Source organism: Pseudomonas sp. E102 (assembly GCF_052660185.1).
Genome location: NZ_CP084025.1, coordinates 901,529 through 919,297 on the forward strand (window position 1 = coordinate 901,529; position 17,769 = coordinate 919,297).

At 61.2% G+C, this 17,769-nt stretch carries 19 protein-coding genes; all 19 read left to right on the forward strand.

Annotated features, from left to right (window positions below):
• The 19 genes from fliH to fliA all read left to right on the forward strand — a co-directional run bounded on the left by fliH (position 1) and on the right by fliA (position 17,612).
• Positions 1 to 831, forward strand: a complete 831-nt coding sequence (fliH, locus tag DOCECA_RS04285) for a flagellar assembly protein FliH (protein ID WP_434610273.1) — start codon at positions 1 to 3, stop codon at positions 829 to 831.
• Positions 821 to 2,179: a flagellar protein export ATPase FliI gene (fliI, locus tag DOCECA_RS04290; protein ID WP_420767378.1), complete on the forward strand. Its 1,359-nt coding sequence runs from the start codon at positions 821 to 823 to the stop codon at positions 2,177 to 2,179. Before fliH ends, fliI begins: the two co-directional genes overlap by 11 nt.
• Positions 2,180 to 2,185: 6 nt before the next feature.
• The gene (gene fliJ / locus DOCECA_RS04295; protein WP_003184033.1) at positions 2,186 to 2,635 is read left to right on the forward strand and encodes a flagellar export protein FliJ; all 450 of its coding nucleotides are present in this window, start codon (positions 2,186 to 2,188) and stop codon (positions 2,633 to 2,635) included.
• A gap of 102 nt (positions 2,636 to 2,737) precedes the next feature.
• The gene (locus tag DOCECA_RS04300) at positions 2,738 to 3,043 is read left to right on the forward strand and encodes an STAS domain-containing protein (RefSeq protein ID WP_258648063.1); all 306 of its coding nucleotides are present in this window, start codon (positions 2,738 to 2,740) and stop codon (positions 3,041 to 3,043) included.
• Positions 3,044 to 3,048: 5 nt separating this feature from the next.
• Positions 3,049 to 4,755, forward strand: coding sequence for an ATP-binding SpoIIE family protein phosphatase (locus DOCECA_RS04305; protein WP_434610276.1), 1,707 nt, complete (start codon positions 3,049 to 3,051; stop codon positions 4,753 to 4,755).
• A 31-nt stretch (positions 4,756 to 4,786) separates the two neighbouring features.
• On the forward strand, positions 4,787 to 5,131 hold the full coding sequence (locus DOCECA_RS04310) for an Hpt domain-containing protein (protein WP_420767375.1): 345 nt from the start codon (positions 4,787 to 4,789) through the stop codon (positions 5,129 to 5,131).
• A gap of 85 nt (positions 5,132 to 5,216) precedes the next feature.
• The gene (locus tag DOCECA_RS04315) at positions 5,217 to 6,581 is read left to right on the forward strand and encodes a flagellar hook-length control protein FliK (RefSeq protein ID WP_445571497.1); all 1,365 of its coding nucleotides are present in this window, start codon (positions 5,217 to 5,219) and stop codon (positions 6,579 to 6,581) included.
• 218 nt (positions 6,582 to 6,799) lie between these two features.
• Positions 6,800 to 7,303, forward strand: coding sequence for a flagellar basal body-associated protein FliL (fliL, locus tag DOCECA_RS04320; protein WP_420767373.1), 504 nt, complete (start codon positions 6,800 to 6,802; stop codon positions 7,301 to 7,303).
• Positions 7,304 to 7,312: 9 nt separating this feature from the next.
• Positions 7,313 to 8,281, forward strand: a complete 969-nt coding sequence (gene fliM, locus DOCECA_RS04325; protein ID WP_003184019.1) for a flagellar motor switch protein FliM — start codon at positions 7,313 to 7,315, stop codon at positions 8,279 to 8,281.
• Positions 8,282 to 8,340: 59 nt separating this feature from the next.
• Positions 8,341 to 8,799: a flagellar motor switch protein FliN gene (gene fliN / locus DOCECA_RS04330; RefSeq protein WP_420767372.1), complete on the forward strand. Its 459-nt coding sequence runs from the start codon at positions 8,341 to 8,343 to the stop codon at positions 8,797 to 8,799.
• Complete coding sequence (gene fliO / locus DOCECA_RS04335; RefSeq protein WP_434610286.1) at positions 8,800 to 9,237, forward strand: flagellar biosynthetic protein FliO; 438 nt, start codon at positions 8,800 to 8,802, stop codon at positions 9,235 to 9,237.
• Entirely contained in the window at positions 9,237 to 9,986 is a 750-nt protein-coding gene (gene fliP, locus DOCECA_RS04340; RefSeq protein ID WP_445571498.1) for a flagellar type III secretion system pore protein FliP, read from the forward strand. Before fliO ends, fliP begins: the two co-directional genes overlap by 1 nt.
• A 23-nt stretch (positions 9,987 to 10,009) precedes the next feature.
• Positions 10,010 to 10,279: a flagellar biosynthesis protein FliQ gene (gene fliQ, locus DOCECA_RS04345; RefSeq protein ID WP_003184009.1), complete on the forward strand. Its 270-nt coding sequence runs from the start codon at positions 10,010 to 10,012 to the stop codon at positions 10,277 to 10,279.
• Positions 10,280 to 10,281: 2 nt separating this feature from the next.
• A complete protein-coding gene (gene fliR / locus DOCECA_RS04350; protein ID WP_420767369.1) occupies positions 10,282 to 11,064 on the forward strand; it encodes a flagellar biosynthetic protein FliR in 783 nt (260 codons plus the stop codon).
• Between the two features lie 3 nt (positions 11,065 to 11,067).
• Complete coding sequence (gene flhB, locus DOCECA_RS04355) at positions 11,068 to 12,204, forward strand: flagellar biosynthesis protein FlhB (protein ID WP_445571499.1); 1,137 nt, start codon at positions 11,068 to 11,070, stop codon at positions 12,202 to 12,204.
• Between the two features lie 230 nt (positions 12,205 to 12,434).
• Positions 12,435 to 14,564, forward strand: a complete 2,130-nt coding sequence (gene flhA / locus DOCECA_RS04360) for a flagellar biosynthesis protein FlhA (protein WP_420767367.1) — start codon at positions 12,435 to 12,437, stop codon at positions 14,562 to 14,564.
• Positions 14,565 to 14,575: 11 nt separating this feature from the next.
• On the forward strand, positions 14,576 to 15,925 hold the full coding sequence (gene flhF, locus DOCECA_RS04365; RefSeq protein ID WP_445571500.1) for a flagellar biosynthesis protein FlhF: 1,350 nt from the start codon (positions 14,576 to 14,578) through the stop codon (positions 15,923 to 15,925).
• A gap of 116 nt (positions 15,926 to 16,041) precedes the next feature.
• A complete protein-coding gene (gene fleN / locus DOCECA_RS04370) occupies positions 16,042 to 16,872 on the forward strand; it encodes a flagellar synthesis regulator FleN (RefSeq protein WP_003184001.1) in 831 nt (276 codons plus the stop codon).
• A complete protein-coding gene (gene fliA, locus DOCECA_RS04375; protein WP_003184000.1) occupies positions 16,869 to 17,612 on the forward strand; it encodes an RNA polymerase sigma factor FliA in 744 nt (247 codons plus the stop codon). The genes fleN and fliA overlap by 4 nt, the downstream gene beginning before the upstream one ends.
• Positions 17,613 to 17,769 lie beyond the last annotated feature (157 nt).

Consider the following 17,769-nt stretch of genomic DNA (forward strand, 5'->3'; position numbering starts at 1 on the left):
ATGTCTGCCAAGAGTGATGATGCACCCAGCGACCTGATCCGCGCCCGGGACGTCGGAGGTTTCGACGTCTGGTCGCTGCCCAGTTTCGACCCCTTCGTGCCCGAGCCCGAGCCGGAGCCGGTGGAAGAGCTGCCGGAGATGGAGGAGGTGCCGCTGGAGGAAGTCCAGCCACTGACCCTCGAAGAAGTCGAGAGCATTCGTCAGGAGGCCTACAACGAAGGCTTCGCCATTGGCGAGAAAGAAGGTTTCCACAGCACGACGATCAAGGTTCGCCAGGAAGCCGACGTGGCGCTGACGGCGAAGCTACGTGCGTTGGAATCACTGATGCTCAATCTGTTCGAGCCCATCGCCGAGCAGGACACCCAGATCGAAAAGTCATTGGTCGGGCTGGTGCAGCACATCACCCGCCAAGTGATCCAGCGCGAGCTGGCGATCGATTCGAGCCAGATCGAACACGTCATGCGCGAAGCCCTCAAGCTGCTGCCGCTGGGCGTGGGCAACGTGCGGCTGTACATCAATCCTCAGGACTTCGAACTGGTGAAGGCCCTGCGCGAGCGCCACGAGGAAACCTGGCGCATCGTCGAGGACGAGTCCCTGCTGCCGGGCGGTTGCCGCGTAGAAACCGAGCACAGCCGCATCGACGCGACAATCGAGACGCGCATCAGCCAGATCATGGCGAAACTCTTTGACCAACTGCACGAACAGGCCCTGCATCCGGCTCCGGCCGACCTCAGCCTGGATCTGCCGGACGAACCCAAGGCCGCTGTCATCGTCGATCCGGACGGTGACGAACCGCTTGTTGGCGCAACGGACAGCCGCGATGCGCCTTGAGCGAACCAGCTTTGGCAAGCGCCTGGGCAGCTACGCCGAGGCCACCGAACTGGCCGGCCAGCCGATCCTGGAAGGTCGTCTGCTGCGTATGGTCGGCCTGACCCTTGAGGCGGAAGGCTTGCGTGCCGCCATGGGCAGTCGTTGCCTGGTGATCAACGATGACAGTTATCACCCGGTGCAGGTCGAAGCCGAGGTCATGGGTTTCTCCGGCAGCAAGGTATTCCTGATGCCGGTGGGCAGTGTCGCCGGCATCGCCCCGGGTGCCCGCGTGGTACCGCTGGCCGATACCGGTCGCCTGCCCATGGGCATGAGCATGCTCGGCCGGGTGCTGGATGGCGCTGGACGGGCCCTGGACGGCAAGGGCGGTATGAAGGCTGAAGATTGGGTGCCGATGGATGGCCCGACGATCAACCCGCTCAAGCGCGACCCCATCAGCGTACCGCTGGACGTGGGCATTCGTTGCATCAACGGTTTGTTGACGGTTGGACGCGGCCAGCGCCTGGGCCTGTTCGCCGGTACTGGTGTGGGCAAGAGTGTGCTGCTGGGCATGATGACCCGCTTTACCGAAGCCGACATCATCGTGGTGGGCTTGATCGGCGAGCGGGGTCGCGAGGTGAAGGAATTCATCGAGCACATCCTCGGCGAAGAAGGGCTCAAACGTTCCGTGGTGGTGGCTTCGCCGGCGGACGATGCGCCATTGATGCGCCTGCGTGCCGCCATGTACTGCACGCGTATCGCTGAATATTTCCGCGACAAGGGCAAGAATGTCCTGTTGCTGATGGACTCACTGACCCGTTTCGCCCAGGCCCAGCGGGAAATCGCCCTGGCCATCGGCGAACCTCCGGCGACCAAAGGGTATCCGCCTTCAGTCTTCGCCAAGCTGCCGAAATTGGTGGAACGCGCCGGAAACGCGGAGAAGGGCGGTGGCTCCATCACCGCGTTCTACACCGTGCTGTCCGAGGGCGACGACCAACAGGATCCGATCGCCGACTCGGCCCGTGGTGTGCTCGACGGCCATATCGTATTGTCCCGGCGTCTGGCGGAAGAAGGACATTACCCCGCCATCGACATCGAAGCGTCGATCAGCCGGGTCATGCCATCGGTGATCAGCCCCGAGCACATGAAACGGGCGCAACAGTTCAAGCAGTACTGGTCCCGTTACCAGCAGAGTCGCGACCTGATCAGCGTAGGTGCCTATGTGCCTGGCGGCGATCGCGAAACCGACACGGCCATCAACCTCTATCCGGCCATGGCGGTGTATCTGCGCCAGGCGCTGAATGACAGCATCGGCATGGGCGCCAGCGAAGCGCACCTGCAAACCATTTTCGCCCCAGTCTCCGGCACGTAACCGATCATGGCCACGAGTCGTGCGGCGCGCCTGGCACCGGTGGTGGACATGGCGGAAAAGGCTGAGAAAACCGCTGTACAGCGGTTGGCGTATTTCCAGGGGCAAGTGGCTGTTGCTGAAAGCAAGCTGGCTGACCTGGAGAATTTTCGTCTGGAATACCAGGAACAGTGGATCGCCCGTGGCAGTCACGGCGTTTCCGGACAGTGGTTGTTGGGTTACCAGGGGTTCCTGGCGCAATTGGGCACCGCCATCGATCAGCAGCGCCAAAGCCTGGTCTGGCACCAGAACAATCTCGAGAAGGCTCGCCAGAGTTGGCAGGAAGCGTTCGCCCGAGTCGAGGGGCTGCGCAAACTGGTACAGCGTTACATCGACGAGGCGCGGCAATTGGAGGATAAGCGTGAGCAGAAACTGCTGGATGAATTGTCCCAGCGCTTGCCGCGCCAGGACCCGTATTGATATTGGCGGTAGAGTTTTGTCGGGCAGGCGATTTGAAACCTTGCTCAGACCTCTACCAGGTGCTAAACCTTGTACACGTATGTCCACGACAAGGAAGTGAATATGTCTGTCGTTACCGAAGTATCTCCTGATGGGCAAAAACTGACGATCTCGATCAAGGGCCGCTTCGATTTTGGCCGGCATCAGGAGTTTCGTGAGTCCTATGAAAAGCTCAACACGAAACCCGAGTCCATCGTGGTGGATCTGAAAGAGGCCACTTACCTAGATAGCTCTGCCTTGGGCATGCTCCTGCTGTTGCGTGACCATGCCGGTGGCGACGAATCGGATATCCGCGTCGTCAACAGCAGCAGCGACGTCAAGAAAATCCTCGCGATTTCCAATTTCGACAAGCTGTTCGATATCAGTTGATCGCCATGCAATCGTCGCCGGAGCCGCTGACGATCCTGATTGCCGAAGACAGCGCCGCGGACCGACTGCTGTTGTCGACCATTGTCCGTCGCCAGGGGCACCACGTGCTCACCGCCGCCGATGGCGCCGAGGCGGTCGACGTCTATCTGGAGCAGCGTCCTCATCTTGTGCTGATGGACGCGATGATGCCGGTCATGGATGGCTTCGAAGCGGCGCAGAAGATCAAGCAATTGGCCGGGGATCAGTTGGTCCCGATCATTTTCCTCACCTCATTGACCGAAAGCGAAGGGCTCGCCCGATGCCTTGAGGCCGGTGGGGATGACTTCCTGGCGAAACCCTATAACCAAGTCATCCTGGCTGCGAAAATCAAGGCCATGGACCGCTTGCGTCGGTTGCAGGCCACGGTGGTCGAGCAGCGCGACCAGATCGCCCGACACCACGATTACCTTCTCAATGAGCAGCGGGTCGCCAAGGCCGTGTTCGACAAGATTGCCCACTCCGGTTGCCTGAGCGCGCCGAATATCCGTTATCTGCAATCACCTTATGCCTTGTTCAACGGCGACTTGCTGCTGGCCGCGTTCAACCCGGCCGGCGACATGCATATCCTGCTCGGCGATTTTACCGGGCACGGCCTGCCGGCGGCGGTCGGCGCGATGCCGCTGGCGGAAGTGTTCTACGGGATGACTGCCAAAGGTTATGGCCTGGCGCAGATCCTGCGGGAGATGAATGCCAAGCTCAAGCGCATCCTGCCGGTGGATATGTTCTGTTGCGCGACGCTGTTAAGCATGAGTTTCCAGCGCTGCACCGTCGAGGTCTGGAATGGCGGCATGCCTGACGGGTATCTGCACGACAGCCTCAGTGGCGTGCGCACGCCGTTGCCGGCGCGGCACTTGCCGCTGGGTGTGCTGACGCCCCAGTTGTTCGACGATCGCACCGAGGTCCACTCGCTGTCGGTGGGTGATCGGGTCTTCCTGTTGTCCGACGGAGTGATAGAAACCAGCGACCACGATGATCAACCGTTTGGCGTGGAGCGGTTGCAGCAGGTGTTCTCGGCCAACCGCGAACCCGACCGTCTCTTCGAGGATATCCAGCAAGCCTTGCGGGATTTTCGCGGTGAGGCCCGTGATGACTTCAGCATGGTCGAGGTGCGGCTGGTCGCGCCGACGCAACTCAACCCGCCGCCACCGGTCTATTCCGATAGTGGCCAGTCCAGTCCGCTGGATTGGTCGTTGAGTTTCGAATTCCGCGCGCAAACACTCAAGCGCTTCAACCCGATGCCTTACCTGCTGCAATTATTGTTGGAGGTCCACGGGCTCAGGGCGCAGAGTGGAGCCCTATACAACGTGTTGTCGGAGCTTTATTCCAACGCCCTGGAACACGGGGTGCTGGGGCTCGACTCCAGCCTGAAGCGTGATGCGACCGGTTTTGCTCGTTACTATCAGGAGCGCGGCGCGCGTCTGGACAAGTTGGACGATGGTCACGTGCGGGTGCATCTGCACGTCACGCCCCAGGGCGACGGTGGCAGACTAATCATTGAAGTCGAAGACAGCGGAAAGGGCTTCGATGTCGCCAAGGTGTTGGCGCGGCCGCTGGACCGGGATCGATTGTCTGGGCGCGGCGTGAGCCTGGTGCGCCAACTCTGTCATCAGGCCTCCTGGTCCGACGATGGTCGTAGTGCGCGCGTGGAGTTTTTCTGGGAGGCTCTGTCATAATCGGGGCCATTCTTGATCAGGGAGCGAACAAGTGAACGAAATTCATCTGGATCTCGACGTGCTGAGCACGTTGAAGGAAGTCATGGAGGACGGGTATCCGGAGCTGTTGGATACTTTCCTCAAGGATTCCGAAGCCCGCCTTCGTGTACTGCACGAGGCGAGGGACGCGCAAATGCTCAGTGCTACTGCCCATAGTTTCAAGGGCAGCAGCAGCAATATGGGCGCCATTCGCCTGGCCGAGCTGTGTGGTGAGCTGGAGCAGCGTGCCAAGGAGCCGTCGCTGCACGGTATCGAGAGCCTGGTCAATGAAATCGATAGCGAATTCGCTCACGTTCGTACGCTTTGTCGAGAAGAGCGCGAAAGCTTTCACTGCTGAAGCATCCCGTTTGCTTCATTGGCCCGTCCCTTGCATTGCCCTGTCTCAACTGCATCTATGATTCCAGTGCAGCGGAGACCATCTTATGCCCGTTACACCCAACACACTGCTCCAGGCCACCGCCCAGGCCAAGCCGCAGGCCGCCGTCAATCCACTGGCAGCAGGTCCGGACGCCGAGAACAGAGCCTCCAGCTTCGCCCAGGTCTTCGCCAAGCAGGCACCCGTCAAATCACCGGCGGTGCCTGAGCCATCGGCAAAACCGGTGCGCGACAAGACCGCCGACAATGCCGCCAAGAAGGACGCGGGCAGCGATACTGCCGCTCCGGAGCCGGCGGTTGCCGATAGCGGCAAACCCTTGCCCGCCGACAAGCCGACCACTGCCGGTAGCAAGACGGCGGATGATGCCGACAGCGATGCGCCAGAAACGCCGGTAGCGGATGCCGCGCCTGTCGATCCGACGCTGGACCCTGCGTTGTTGCCGGGCACCGTTATTCCAGAGGGCGTCGCTGAGGCGCAGCCTGCCGTGGTGCCTACGATCGAGGCCCAAGTCACTGCGGCGGTAGCGGCTCCCGTTGCCCCGAGTGTGGCGGCCAAAGCCTCGGCGCCGGTGACGGACCCGGAGTTCGACCCGCAGGCCGATCCGCTCGACGCACTACCGGCGTTGCGGTTGGCGATGGAGCAGAGCGGCCACGTGTCCGCTTCCAGCCAGGCGCAGTCCAAGACCGCTGCGCCGGCGTCTCTCGATGGTGAGCCGACTTCGGCCCAGACGTTCGCCGCCGGTATGGCGAGCATGCTCACCGTGCAAGCCGACCAGGACAGCACCGGTGCCGGCAGCCAGGGGGGTGACAAGGCGTTCAGTGGCCTGATCAGCGAAGGCCTCAAGGATCTGACGGCCGCTTCCAGCGATACGCGCGTGGATGACTTTGCCAACCGCCTGGCGGCACTGACCCAGGCCGCCACACCGAAAACCGCCAACGCGGTGCCGGTCAATCAGCCCATCGCCATGAACCAGGGCGGCTGGACCGAGGAGGTGGTCAACCGGGTGATGTACTTGTCGAGCGCCAATCTCAAGGCGGCCGACATCCAGTTGCAACCTGCCGAGCTCGGACGCCTGGATATTCGGGTGAACATGATTCCAGACCAGCAGACCCAGGTGACCTTCATGAGCGCCCACTCAGGCGTGCGCGAAGCCCTCGAAGGCCAGATGCATCGTCTGCGTGACAGTTTCGCCCAGCAGGGAATGGGGCAGGTCGACGTCAGCGTGTCGGATCAATCCCGTGGCTCGCAGAACCAGGATCAACAGGCCCAGCAGCAAGCCCAGGCTGGACGCACCACGTCCTCCGGCGGCCGAGTTGACTCGCTGGATGAAGAGATGCCGGCCAGCGTTGCCGAAGTGGCGGCCAGCACCACCAGCGTCATTGGCACCAGCGCGGTCGATTACTACGCCTGATTCAACGCACTAACCTTGTGGGAGCGAGCTGGCTCGCGATAACGATGGATCAGTCACCTGCAACGGTGGCTGAAAAATCGGCGTCGCGAGCAAGCTCGCTCCCATAATGGTTTAGGGTGTTCTCGAAATTGCGTCGACCATCGTTTCTCTTCTGGCATAACACTTGCTCCAGCCTAGCCATGCAACAGTGAACCCCCGATTAACGACGGATTATTGGCATGGCGAAGAGCGAAGCAGCAGCTGTAAAAGACCCCGCAACCAAAGGCAAACTCAAGATGATCATCCTGATCGTGGTGGGCTTGCTCCTGGCCGTCGGCGTGTCCGTGGGGGCGACCTGGTATTTCATGCACAACGCCCAGAGCAAGCCGGCCGAGGCGGTGGAAGCTGCTCCGGTGGGCAAGCAGCCAGCGGTTTTCGAGCCGATGGCCCCGGCCTTCGTCGCCAACTACACCCAGAACGGTCGTCAGCGCTACATGCAGGTGAGCATTACCTTGCTGGGGCGCAACCAGGCCGACCTGGAAGCGTTGCGTGTACACATGCCGCTGATTCGCAATAATCTGGTGATGCTGTTTTCCGGACAGAGTTTCGACACCCTGGCCACTCCGGTGGGCCAGGAAATGCTGCGTCAGAAAGCCACGGCCAGCGTGCAGGAAGTGGCCCAGAAAGAACTCGGCAAAGTGGTGATCGAACAGTTGCTCTTCACTAACTTCGTATTGCAGTAGGAACACGACATGGCCGTGCAGGACTTGTTGTCCCAGGACGAAATCGACGCGCTGTTGCACGGTGTCGACGACGGCCTGGTGCAGACCGAAAACGCTGCTGAACCGGGCAGCGTCAAAAGCTACGACCTGACCAGCCAGGATCGCATCGTTCGTGGACGCATGCCGACCCTGGAAATGATCAACGAGCGTTTCGCCCGATACACCCGCATCAGTATGTTCAACATGCTGCGCCGCTCGGCCGACGTGGCCGTGGGTGGCGTGCAGGTGATGAAATTCGGCGAATACGTGCATTCGCTGTACGTGCCCACCAGCCTCAATCTGGTGAAGATCAAGCCGCTGCGTGGCACGGCATTGTTCATCCTCGACGCCAAGCTGGTGTTCAAGTTGGTGGACAACTTCTTCGGCGGCGACGGTCGTCACGCCAAGATCGAAGGTCGCGAATTCACACCGACCGAACTGCGTGTCGTGCGCATGGTGCTGGAGCAGGCTTTCGTCGATTTGAAGGAAGCCTGGCAGGCGATCATGGAAGTGAATTTCGAGTACATCAACTCGGAAGTGAACCCGGCGATGGCCAACATCGTCGGCCCAAGCGAAGCCATTGTCGTCTCGACGTTCCACATCGAGCTCGATGGGGGTGGCGGCGACCTGCACGTGACCATGCCGTATTCGATGATCGAGCCGGTGCGTGAAATGCTCGACGCCGGTTTCCAGTCGGACCTCGACGACCAGGACGAGCGCTGGATCAACGCCTTGCGCCAGGACGTGCTGGATGTCGACGTGCCGATCGGCGCGACGGTCGCCCGACGCCAGCTACGATTGCGGGACATCCTGCACATGCAGCCGGGGGATATCATCCCCGTCGAAATGCCGGAAGACATGATCATGCGCGCCAATGGCGTGCCGGCCTTCAAGGTCAAGATGGGCTCTCACAAAGGCAACCTGGCGTTACAGGTGATCGAGCCGATCGAACGCCGCTGAGCGGTGTCAACTTCTTAAGTTTTGGTTTTTAACCGATTTTTGCCCGCCGAGGAAACATGATGGCTGACGATATGAATACCCAGGATGACCAGGCGCTGGCCGATGAGTGGGCTGCGGCCCTGGAAGAAACCGGCGATGCCGGGCAGGCAGACATCGATGCATTGCTGGCGGCTGACACAGGCAACCATGGGTCCAACCGCTTGCAAATGGAAGAATTCGGCAGCGTGCCGAAAAGCAACGAACAAGTGACGCTCGACGGTCCCAACCTGGACGTGATCCTCGACATCCCGGTGTCGATCTCCATGGAAGTGGGCAGCACCGACATCAACATCCGCAACTTGCTGCAGCTCAACCAAGGCTCGGTGATCGAGCTGGATCGCCTTGCCGGTGAGCCGCTGGATGTGTTGGTCAACGGCACCCTGATCGCCCATGGCGAAGTGGTTGTGGTCAACGAGAAGTTCGGCATTCGCCTGACGGACGTGATCAGCCCGAGCGAACGCATCAAGAAGCTGCGCTGAATGAAAGGCTTTCTCGCCGCAGCCCTGATGCTGCCGTTCAGTGTTCTGGCAGCCGAGCCGGTGGCCACGGCTGCCGTTGCGCCGGCGAGTGGCAGCGGCATGGCCGGGCAACTGGCGCAACTGGTGCTGGGCCTGCTGGTGGTGCTCGGGTTGATTTTCTTCCTGGCGTGGATGCTGCGACGCGTTCAGCAGGCGGGGCCTGCCGGCAAAGGGCAGGTCATCGACATTGTCGGTTCCCGCGCGCTGGGGCCACGGGATCGGCTGGTGCTGGTGCAGGTCGGCACCGAGCAGATCCTGCTCGGCCTGAGTCCTGGCAGCATCACTGCGCTGCATGTCCTGAAGGAACCGGTGCAGGTGCCGGTCACGGAGCAGGCCACGCCCGAGTTTGCCCAACGGCTCATGGAACTGCTGGGAAAAGACCAAAAGGATAAAAAGTAATGCCGTTGCGCATTCTCTTGGCGTTGGCCCTGATGCTGGCCGCGCCGTTGGCGTACTCCGCCGACCCGCTGTCGATCCCTGCGATCACCTTGGGCACCAACGCCGAAGGGGCACAGGAATACTCGGTCAGCTTGCAGATCCTGCTGATCATGACCGCGCTGAGTTTCATCCCGGCGTTCGTCATGCTGATGACCAGTTTCACCCGGATCATCATCGTCTTTTCGATCTTGCGCCAGGCCCTTGGCCTGCAACAGACGCCGTCGAACCAGATCCTCACCGGCATGGCGCTGTTCCTGACCATGTTCATCATGGCGCCGGTGTTCGACCGGGTGAACCAGGACGCGCTGCAACCCTATCTGGCGGAAACCCTCAGCGCCCAGGATGCCGTGGCCAGGGCCCAGGTGCCGATCAAGGATTTCATGCTCGCCCAGACCCGCAGCAGCGACCTGGAGCTGTTCATGCGCCTGTCCAAACGCACCGACATTGCCAGCCCCGACCAGGCGCCATTGACCATCCTGGTGCCAGCGTTCGTGACCTCCGAGCTCAAGACCGCCTTCCAGATCGGTTTCATGATTTTCATCCCGTTCCTGATCATCGACCTGGTGGTCGCCAGTATCCTCATGGCCATGGGCATGATGATGTTGTCGCCGCTGATCATTTCGCTGCCATTCAAGATCATGCTGTTCGTGCTGGTGGATGGCTGGGCGTTGATCATCGGCACCCTGGCGGGCAGTTTCGGCGGTGTTTAGACCTCTCACGCGGGTAGTACGATATGACGCCTGAAGTAGCGGTAGACCTGTTCCGCGAGGCCCTCTGGCTGACCACCATGATGGTGGCCATCCTGGTGATCCCGAGCCTGCTGGTTGGCTTGCTCGTGGCGATGTTCCAGGCCGCCACGCAGATCAACGAGCAGACCCTGAGTTTCCTGCCGCGCCTGCTGGTGATGCTGGTCACGCTGATCGTCGCCGGTCCCTGGCTGGTGCAAACCTTCATGGAATACATCCTGCAGTTGTACGGCAGTATTCCGCAGTTGATCGGCTGACGATGTCGATGCTCGCGCTGACGGATACCCAGATCAGTACCTGGGTGGCGTCGTTCATCCTGCCGTTGTTTCGTGTCACGGCCGTGCTGATGAGCATGCCGGTCTTCGGCACGACCTTGGTGCCGGGTCGTGTGCGCCTGTATTTCGCCCTGGCGATTACGGTGGTCATCGCCCCCGGGCTGCCGCCCATGCCGCCGGTCAACGCCCTGGACCTCACCGCGTTGATGCTGGTGGCCGAACAGATCCTCATAGGCGCCTTGCTGGGCTTTTCGCTGCAGTTGTTTTTCCAGGCATTCGTGGTGGCCGGGCAAATCATCTCGATCCAGATGGGCATGGCGTTCGCCTCGATGATCGACCCCACCAACGGCGTGAACACTGCCGTTATCGGGCAGTTCCTGACGATGCTGGTGACGTTGCTGTTCCTCGCCATGAACGGGCATCTGGTGGTGTTCGAAGTATTGACGGAGAGCTTCACCACATTGCCGGTAGGCAGCGCGATGCTGGTCAATCATTTCTGGGACATTGCCAGCAAGCTTGGCTGGGTCCTCGGCGCGGCGATGGTACTGGTGTTGCCGGCGATTACCGCGCTGCTGGTGGTCAACATCGCCTTCGGCGTGATGACCCGGGCGGCGCCGCAGTTGAACATCTTTTCCATCGGCTTCCCGCTGACCCTGGTGCTGGGCATGGTGATTTTCTGGGTCAGCCTGGGGGACATTCTCAATCAGTATCAGCCGTTGGCCACCCAGGCCTTGCAGCTGTTACGCGACATGGCACAGGCGCGCTGAACCATGGCCGAGAGCGAAAGCGGTCAGGATAAAACAGAAGACCCCACCGAGAAACGCAAGAAGCAGTCCCGGGAAAAGGGCGAGATTGCCCGTTCCAAGGAGCTCAACACCCTGGCGATCATGCTCGCCGGTGCCGGTGGCTTGCTGATTTACGGTGGCGGACTGGCGTTGGATCTGCTGGAAATCATGCGGTTGAATTTTTCCTTGCCTCGCGAGGTATTGCTCACGCCGGGCGCTATGACGCAGTACCTGTTGCATTCGGGCAAGATCGCGATGCTTGCAATGCAACCGGTGCTCATTTTTCTGCTGTTGGCGGCTTTCATCGGCCCGATTTCCCTGGGCGGATGGCTGTTCGCCGCCGGTAGCCTGGCACCGAAGTTCAGCCGGATGAATCCGGCCGCCGGTATCAAGCGCATGTTTTCCACCACGGCGTTGATGGAACTGCTCAAGGCTTTCGGAAAATTTCTCCTGGTGTTGTTCGTCGCGCTGGCGGTGTTGCAGGCCGATATCGACGATCTGCTGCGCATTGCCCATGAGCCGCTGGAGCAAGCCATCATCCATAGCGTGCAGTTGGTCGGCTGGAGCACCTTGTGGATGGCTTGCGGGCTGATCCTCATCGCCGCCATCGACGTGCCGATCCAGCTCTACCAGAGCAAGCAGAAATTGATGATGACCAAGCAGGAGGTGCGCGACGAGTACAAGGACTCGGAGGGCAAGCCGGAGGTCAAGCAGCGGATCCGCCAGTTGCAGCGCGAGGTTTCCCAGCGGCGGATGATGGCGGCGATTCCCGACGCCGACGTGGTCATCACCAACCCGACTCACTATGCCGTCGCGCTCAAGTACGATCCCGACAAGGGCAATGCGCCGGTCCTGCTGGCCAAGGGCAGCGATTTCCTGGCGTTGAAGATTCGCGAGATCGCCGTCGCCAACGAAGTGATGCTGCTCGAATCTCCGGCATTGGCGCGGTCGATCTACTACTCCACCGAGCTTGACCAGGAAATCCCGGGAGGCTTGTACCTCGCCGTCGCCCAGGTGCTGGCCTACGTCTACCAGATCCGCCAGCACCGCGCCGGCAAGGCCAAGCGGCCAGAACCGCTCAAGGACCTGCCCATCCCGCCGGATTTGCGCCGCGATTCCTGAACCAAGGTGCCAAAGCCCCTGTGGGAGCGAGCTTGCTCGCGATAGCGGTCTTCCAGTCAACGCTCGCACAAACTGACCCTCCGCCATCGCGAGCAAGCTCGCTCCCACAGGTCGGCATCCCTTGAAAGCCTCTATTTCAACCTCCCGCGAAAGTTGGAAAGCTTCTTGCAATACCCCGCCTGCGCCCCTTCCGGGCGTCAAAAGTTTGCTTCCAGGAACGGGGAATATTGGTGGATCGCTCTCAGTTACTCAGCACCGCTCGCAGCAACGTCGTAGACCTCAGCAGGGGCAATCTGGGCGTGCCGCTGTTGCTGCTGGTCCTGCTCGCCATGATGATGCTGCCGGTACCGCCGTTCCTGCTGGACGTGTTCTTCACGTTCAACCTCGCCTTGTCGATCGTGGTGCTGCTGGTGTGCGTATACGCCCTGCGCCCATTGGACTTCGCCGTCTTCCCGACCATCCTGCTGGTGGCGACGCTGTTGCGCCTGGCGCTGAACGTGGCGTCCACCCGGGTGGTGATGATTCACGGTCACGAGGGGCACCAGGCCGCCGGTAAGGTGATCCAGGCCTTCGGCGAAGTGGTGATCGGCGGCAACTACGTGGTCGGTATCGTGGTCTTTGCCATCTTGATGATCATTAACTTCGTCGTGGTGACCAAGGGCGCCGGGCGGATTTCCGAGGTGAGCGCGCGTTTCACCCTCGACGCGATGCCTGGAAAGCAGATGGCGATCGACGCTGACCTCAATGCCGGCTTGATCGATCAGAGCCAGGCCAAGCTGCGCCGTCTCGAAGTAGCCCAGGAAGCCGAGTTCTACGGGTCCATGGACGGTGCAAGTAAGTTTGTCCGCGGTGACGCCATCGCCGGCCTGCTGATCCTGTTCATCAACCTGATTGGCGGCATGGCCGTCGGTATCTTCCAGCACGGCATGGCTTTCGGCGACGCCGGCAAGGTCTACGCGTTGCTGACCATCGGTGACGGTTTGGTGGCGCAATTGCCATCACTGTTGTTATCCACAGCGGCGGCGATCATGGTGACCCGTGCTTCGGGCTCCGAAGACATGGGCAAGCAGATCAATCGCCAGATGTTCGCGTCGCCCAAGGCCCTGGCCGTGGCGGCCGGCCTGATGGCGGTGATGGGTCTCGTGCCGGGAATGCCGCACTTTTCTTTCCTGAGCATGGCGGCCTTGGCCGCGGGTGGCGCGTACCTGTTCTGGAAGAAGCAGAACGTGCAGAAGGTCCAGGCGCTGGAAGAGGTCAAGCGCCAGCAGGAACTGCTGCCGTCGCCAGCGCGTGCCATGGAAACCAAGGAATTGGGTTGGGATGACGTGACGCCGATCGACATGATCGGCCTGGAAGTCGGCTACCGCTTGATTCCATTGGTCGATCGCAACCAGGGCGGTCAGTTGCTGGCGCGGATCAAGGGCGTGCGCAAGAAGCTGTCCCAGGATCTGGGCTTCCTCATGCCCACCGTCCACATTCGCGACAACCTCGACCTGGCGCCGAGCGCCTATCGCCTGACGCTCATGGGCGTGATCCTGGCGGAAGCCGAGATCTACCCGGACCGCGAGCTGGCGATCAACCCAGGGCAGGTCTACGGTTCGCTCAACGGCATTACCGCCAAGGATCCGGCTTTCGGCCTGGAAGCGGTGTGGATCGAAATCAGCCAGCGGGCCCAGGCCCAGTCCCTCGGTTATACCGTGGTGGACGCCAGCACGGTCGTGGCGACCCACTTGAACCAGATTCTCTACAAGCATTCCAGCGAGCTGATCGGTCACGAAGAAGTCCAGCAACTGCTGCAAGTACTGGCCAAAGGCTCGCCGAAACTGGCTGAAGAATTGGTGCCGGGCGTGGTTTCGTTGTCCCAATTGCTCAAGGTGTTGCAGGCGCTGCTGGCCGAACAGGTTCCGGTGCGCGACATACGCAGCATTGCCGAAGCGATCGCCAACAACGCTTCGAAGAGTCAAGATACCGCCGCTCTGGTGGCTGCGGTGCGGGTCGGCGTATCCCGCGCAATCGTCCAAAGCATTGTAGGCACTGAGTCTGAGCTGCCTGTGATCACTCTGGAACCAAGGTTGGAACAGATATTGCTCAATAGTCTGCAGAAGGCAGGACAAGGCTCGGAAGAGGGTGTTCTGCTGGAGCCAAGCATGGCCGAGAAGCTGCAGCGTTCGCTGATCGAAGCAGCCCAGCGGCAAGAGATGCAAGGCCAACCGGTGATCCTGCTGGTGGCCGGTCCGATTCGCGCGATGCTTTCGCGGTTCGGGCGCCTCGCGGTCCCGGGGCTGCATGTGCTGGCGTACCAGGAAATACCGGACAACAAGCAAGTGACCATCGTTGCGACAGTAGGGCCCAACGGCTGAGGTAGTGGTTTATGCAAGTGAAGCGTTTTTTCGCCGCCGATATGCGTCAGGCCATGAAACTGGTTCGTGACGAGCTGGGCGCTGAAGCAGCCATCATCGGCAACCGTCGTATCGCCGGCGGTGTCGAGCTGACGGCGGCCCTGGACTACAAATTGTCGGCGCTGGCCCCTCGCGTTCCGAACATGGAGCTCGAGGACGAGCTGCGCAAGACTCAGTCGCGCATCGCCAGCGCCCAGGCCGAGTTGAGCCTGCGCAGCAGCGAAGGCTCGGCCAGCGCGGGCACCAATCGTCAATTGTTCGCCGGCCAGCCACTGACCGCAGGCCTGCCGCTGACCGCTGCCGAACCGCTGATCGAGCCGACGCCGGCCGAACCGCGTCGTCCGGCACCGGTACCCGTTGCCGCAGCCGCGGGCGTTGATCCCCGTGCCCTGGACTCGATGCGCTTCGAACTCAACAGCCTGCGCGAGCTGATGGAAGTCCAGCTCGGCTCGCTGGCCTGGAACCAACTGCAAGGCAGCCGTCCGGCCCAGGCCAACCTGTGGCGTCGCCTGCAACGCATTGGCCTGTCCGGCCCGCTGGCGCGCGACCTGCTGGCATTGATCAGCGACATCGACGAGCCTCGCCAGGCCTGGCGCATGCTGCTTGCGCACCTGGCGCGGATGATCGCCACGCCGGAAGTCGAGCCACTGGAAGAGGGCGGAGTAATCGCCATGGTCGGCCCGGCCGGCATGGGCAAGACCACCACTCTGGCCAAGCTCGCGGCCCGTTATGTACTCAAGTACGGCGCCCAGAGTATCGCCCTGGTGAGCATGGACAGTTTCCGCATCGGTGCCCAGGAGCAACTCAAGACCTTGGGCCGGATCCTCAATGTGTCGGTGACCCATGTGGATCCGGGCCAGTCCCTGGCCCAGGCGCTGGAACCGCTGATGCGCAAGCGCGTCGTACTGATCGACACCGCCGGCCTGCAAGCCAGCGATCCGGCCCTGCGCATGCAGCTGGAAAGCCTGGCCGGGCGTGGCATCAAGTCAAAAAATTATCTCGTGTTGGCAACCACCAGCCAGAAACAGGTTCTAACCGCCGCATACCACAGTTACAAACGCTGCGGGCTGGCCGGCTGCATCCTGACTAAGCTGGACGAAACGGCAAGCCTGGGCGAGGTGTTGAGCCTGGCGATCGGTCATGAACTACCGGTGGCCTACCTGACCGACGGGCCGCGGATCCCGGATGATTTGCATCTGCCGCGCCGTCATCAACTGGTCAGTCGTGCCGTGAGTGTGCAAATGCAGGAAGAACCCAGCGAAGAAGCCATGGCTGACATGTTCGCTGATATCTACCACAGCCCGACCAAGCAGGTTGGCTGAGGTATTCATGAATATTTTTTGTACCTACATCGATGGTCTGCCATGCATTGTTCCGTATGTGAACGCGCAGCCAGTAATGTGGCCTCCGTCTAAGTAAGACAAGGTAAAGAACGAACATGGGCAGCATGCATCCCGTACAGGTGATCGCGGTGACCGGCGGCAAAGGTGGCGTCGGGAAGACTAACGTGTCAGTGAACTTGTCCCTGGCTCTGGCAGAGCTTGGCCGACGGGTCATGCTGCTGGACGCCGACCTGGGCCTGGCGAACGTCGACGTGCTGCTGGGGCTCACACCCAAGCGCACGCTGGCGGACGTGATCGAAGGGCGCTGTGAATTGCGCGACGTGCTGTTGCAAGGCCCCGGCGGGATTCGCATCGTGCCGGCCGCCTCCGGCACCCAGAGCATGGTTCACCTGACCCCGGCGCAGCACGCCGGCCTGATCCAGGCCTTCAGCGACATCGGTGACAACCTCGATGTGCTGGTGATCGACACGGCAGCCGGTATCGGTGACTCGGTGGTCAGTTTCGTGCGCGCCGCCCAGGAAGTGTTGCTGGTGGTCTGCGACGAACCGACGTCGATCACCGACGCCTACGCGCTGATCAAACTGCTTAACCGCGACTATGGCATGAACCGCTTTCGCGTCCTGGCCAACATGGCCCAAAGCCCACAGGAAGGACGCAACCTGTTCGCCAAGTTGACCAAGGTCACGGATCGCTTCCTGGACGTCGCCCTGCAATACGTCGGCGCAGTGCCTTACGACGAAAGCGTACGCAAGGCTGTCCAGAAGCAACGTGCCGTTTATGAAGCTTTTCCTCGTTCCAAATGCGCCCTGGCGTTCAAGGCGATCGCCCAGAAGGTCGACACCTGGCCGCTGCCGGCCAACCCACGTGGGCATCTGGAATTTTTCGTCGAGCGTCTCGTGCAACAAACAGCAGGGCCCGTGTTATGACAGCCAGCGGTTACAACCATCTCTACAAAAAATCGGCACGGGACGCCCAGTACGAATTGATCGAGCGTTACGCGCCACTGGTCAAGCGCATCGCCTACCACTTGCTGGCGCGTTTGCCGGCCAGTGTCCAGGTCGAGGACTTGATCCAGGCGGGCATGATCGGCCTGCTCGAAGTGTCGAACAAATACGACGCGAGCAAGGGCGCCAGTTTCGAGACATACGCCGGTATCCGTATCCGCGGGGCGATGCTCGATGAGGTCCGCAAGGGCGACTGGGCGCCGCGTTCGGTGCATCGCAACACCCGCATGGTCAGCGACGCGATTCGTGCGATTGAAGCGAAAACCGGGCGAGACGCTAAAGATCACGAGGTTGCGGCCGAACTCCAGTTGAGTCTCGATGATTATTACGGGATTTTGAACGATACCTTGGGCAGTCGCCTGTTCAGTTTCGACGACCTGTTGCAGGACGGCGAACACGAAGGGCTGCACGAGGACGGCGCGAGTGCTCACATGGAGCCGTCGCGCGACCTGGAAGATGAACGTTTCCAGAGCGCCCTGGCGGATGCGATTGCCAATTTGCCGGAGCGTGAGCGACTGGTCTTGGCGCTGTACTACGACGAAGAGCTGAACCTCAAGGAAATCGGTGAAGTCCTGGGGGTAAGCGAATCGCGGGTCAGCCAGTTACATAGCCAGTGCGCGGCCCGCTTGCGGGGGCGTTTGGGGGAGTGGCGAGCGCGCTGACGAGCAGTGTGGGGACGCTGCGAGCGGGGCTGGCATGGCGTATGCCGGGCCAGTCTCCATCCGTTGTGCTCCATACCGTTGTCGAGTGTTGTGCCGGATTGATTGAAATGGCGCGTCTAGGTGCTGGGCGCGTTTAAGACTGCTTGGAGGTCGAATT

Coding starts and splice junctions, on each gene's coding strand:
- fliH (WP_434610273.1), top strand. CDS start 1: ATGTCTGCCAAGAGTGATGATGCACCCAGCGACCTGATCCGCGCCCGG.
- fliI (WP_420767378.1), top strand. CDS start 821: ATGCGCCTTGAGCGAACCAGCTTTGGCAAGCGCCTGGGCAGCTACGCC.
- fliJ (WP_003184033.1), top strand. CDS start 2,186: ATGGCCACGAGTCGTGCGGCGCGCCTGGCACCGGTGGTGGACATGGCG.
- DOCECA_RS04300 (WP_258648063.1), top strand. CDS start 2,738: ATGTCTGTCGTTACCGAAGTATCTCCTGATGGGCAAAAACTGACGATC.
- DOCECA_RS04305 (WP_434610276.1), top strand. CDS start 3,049: ATGCAATCGTCGCCGGAGCCGCTGACGATCCTGATTGCCGAAGACAGC.
- DOCECA_RS04315 (WP_445571497.1), top strand. CDS start 5,217: ATGCCCGTTACACCCAACACACTGCTCCAGGCCACCGCCCAGGCCAAG.
- fliL (WP_420767373.1), top strand. CDS start 6,800: ATGGCGAAGAGCGAAGCAGCAGCTGTAAAAGACCCCGCAACCAAAGGC.
- fliM (WP_003184019.1), top strand. CDS start 7,313: ATGGCCGTGCAGGACTTGTTGTCCCAGGACGAAATCGACGCGCTGTTG.
- fliN (WP_420767372.1), top strand. CDS start 8,341: ATGGCTGACGATATGAATACCCAGGATGACCAGGCGCTGGCCGATGAG.
- fliO (WP_434610286.1), top strand. CDS start 8,800: ATGAAAGGCTTTCTCGCCGCAGCCCTGATGCTGCCGTTCAGTGTTCTG.
- fliP (WP_445571498.1), top strand. CDS start 9,237: ATGCCGTTGCGCATTCTCTTGGCGTTGGCCCTGATGCTGGCCGCGCCG.
- fliQ (WP_003184009.1), top strand. CDS start 10,010: ATGACGCCTGAAGTAGCGGTAGACCTGTTCCGCGAGGCCCTCTGGCTG.
- fliR (WP_420767369.1), top strand. CDS start 10,282: ATGTCGATGCTCGCGCTGACGGATACCCAGATCAGTACCTGGGTGGCG.
- flhB (WP_445571499.1), top strand. CDS start 11,068: ATGGCCGAGAGCGAAAGCGGTCAGGATAAAACAGAAGACCCCACCGAG.
- flhF (WP_445571500.1), top strand. CDS start 14,576: ATGCAAGTGAAGCGTTTTTTCGCCGCCGATATGCGTCAGGCCATGAAA.
- fleN (WP_003184001.1), top strand. CDS start 16,042: ATGGGCAGCATGCATCCCGTACAGGTGATCGCGGTGACCGGCGGCAAA.
- fliA (WP_003184000.1), top strand. CDS start 16,869: ATGACAGCCAGCGGTTACAACCATCTCTACAAAAAATCGGCACGGGAC.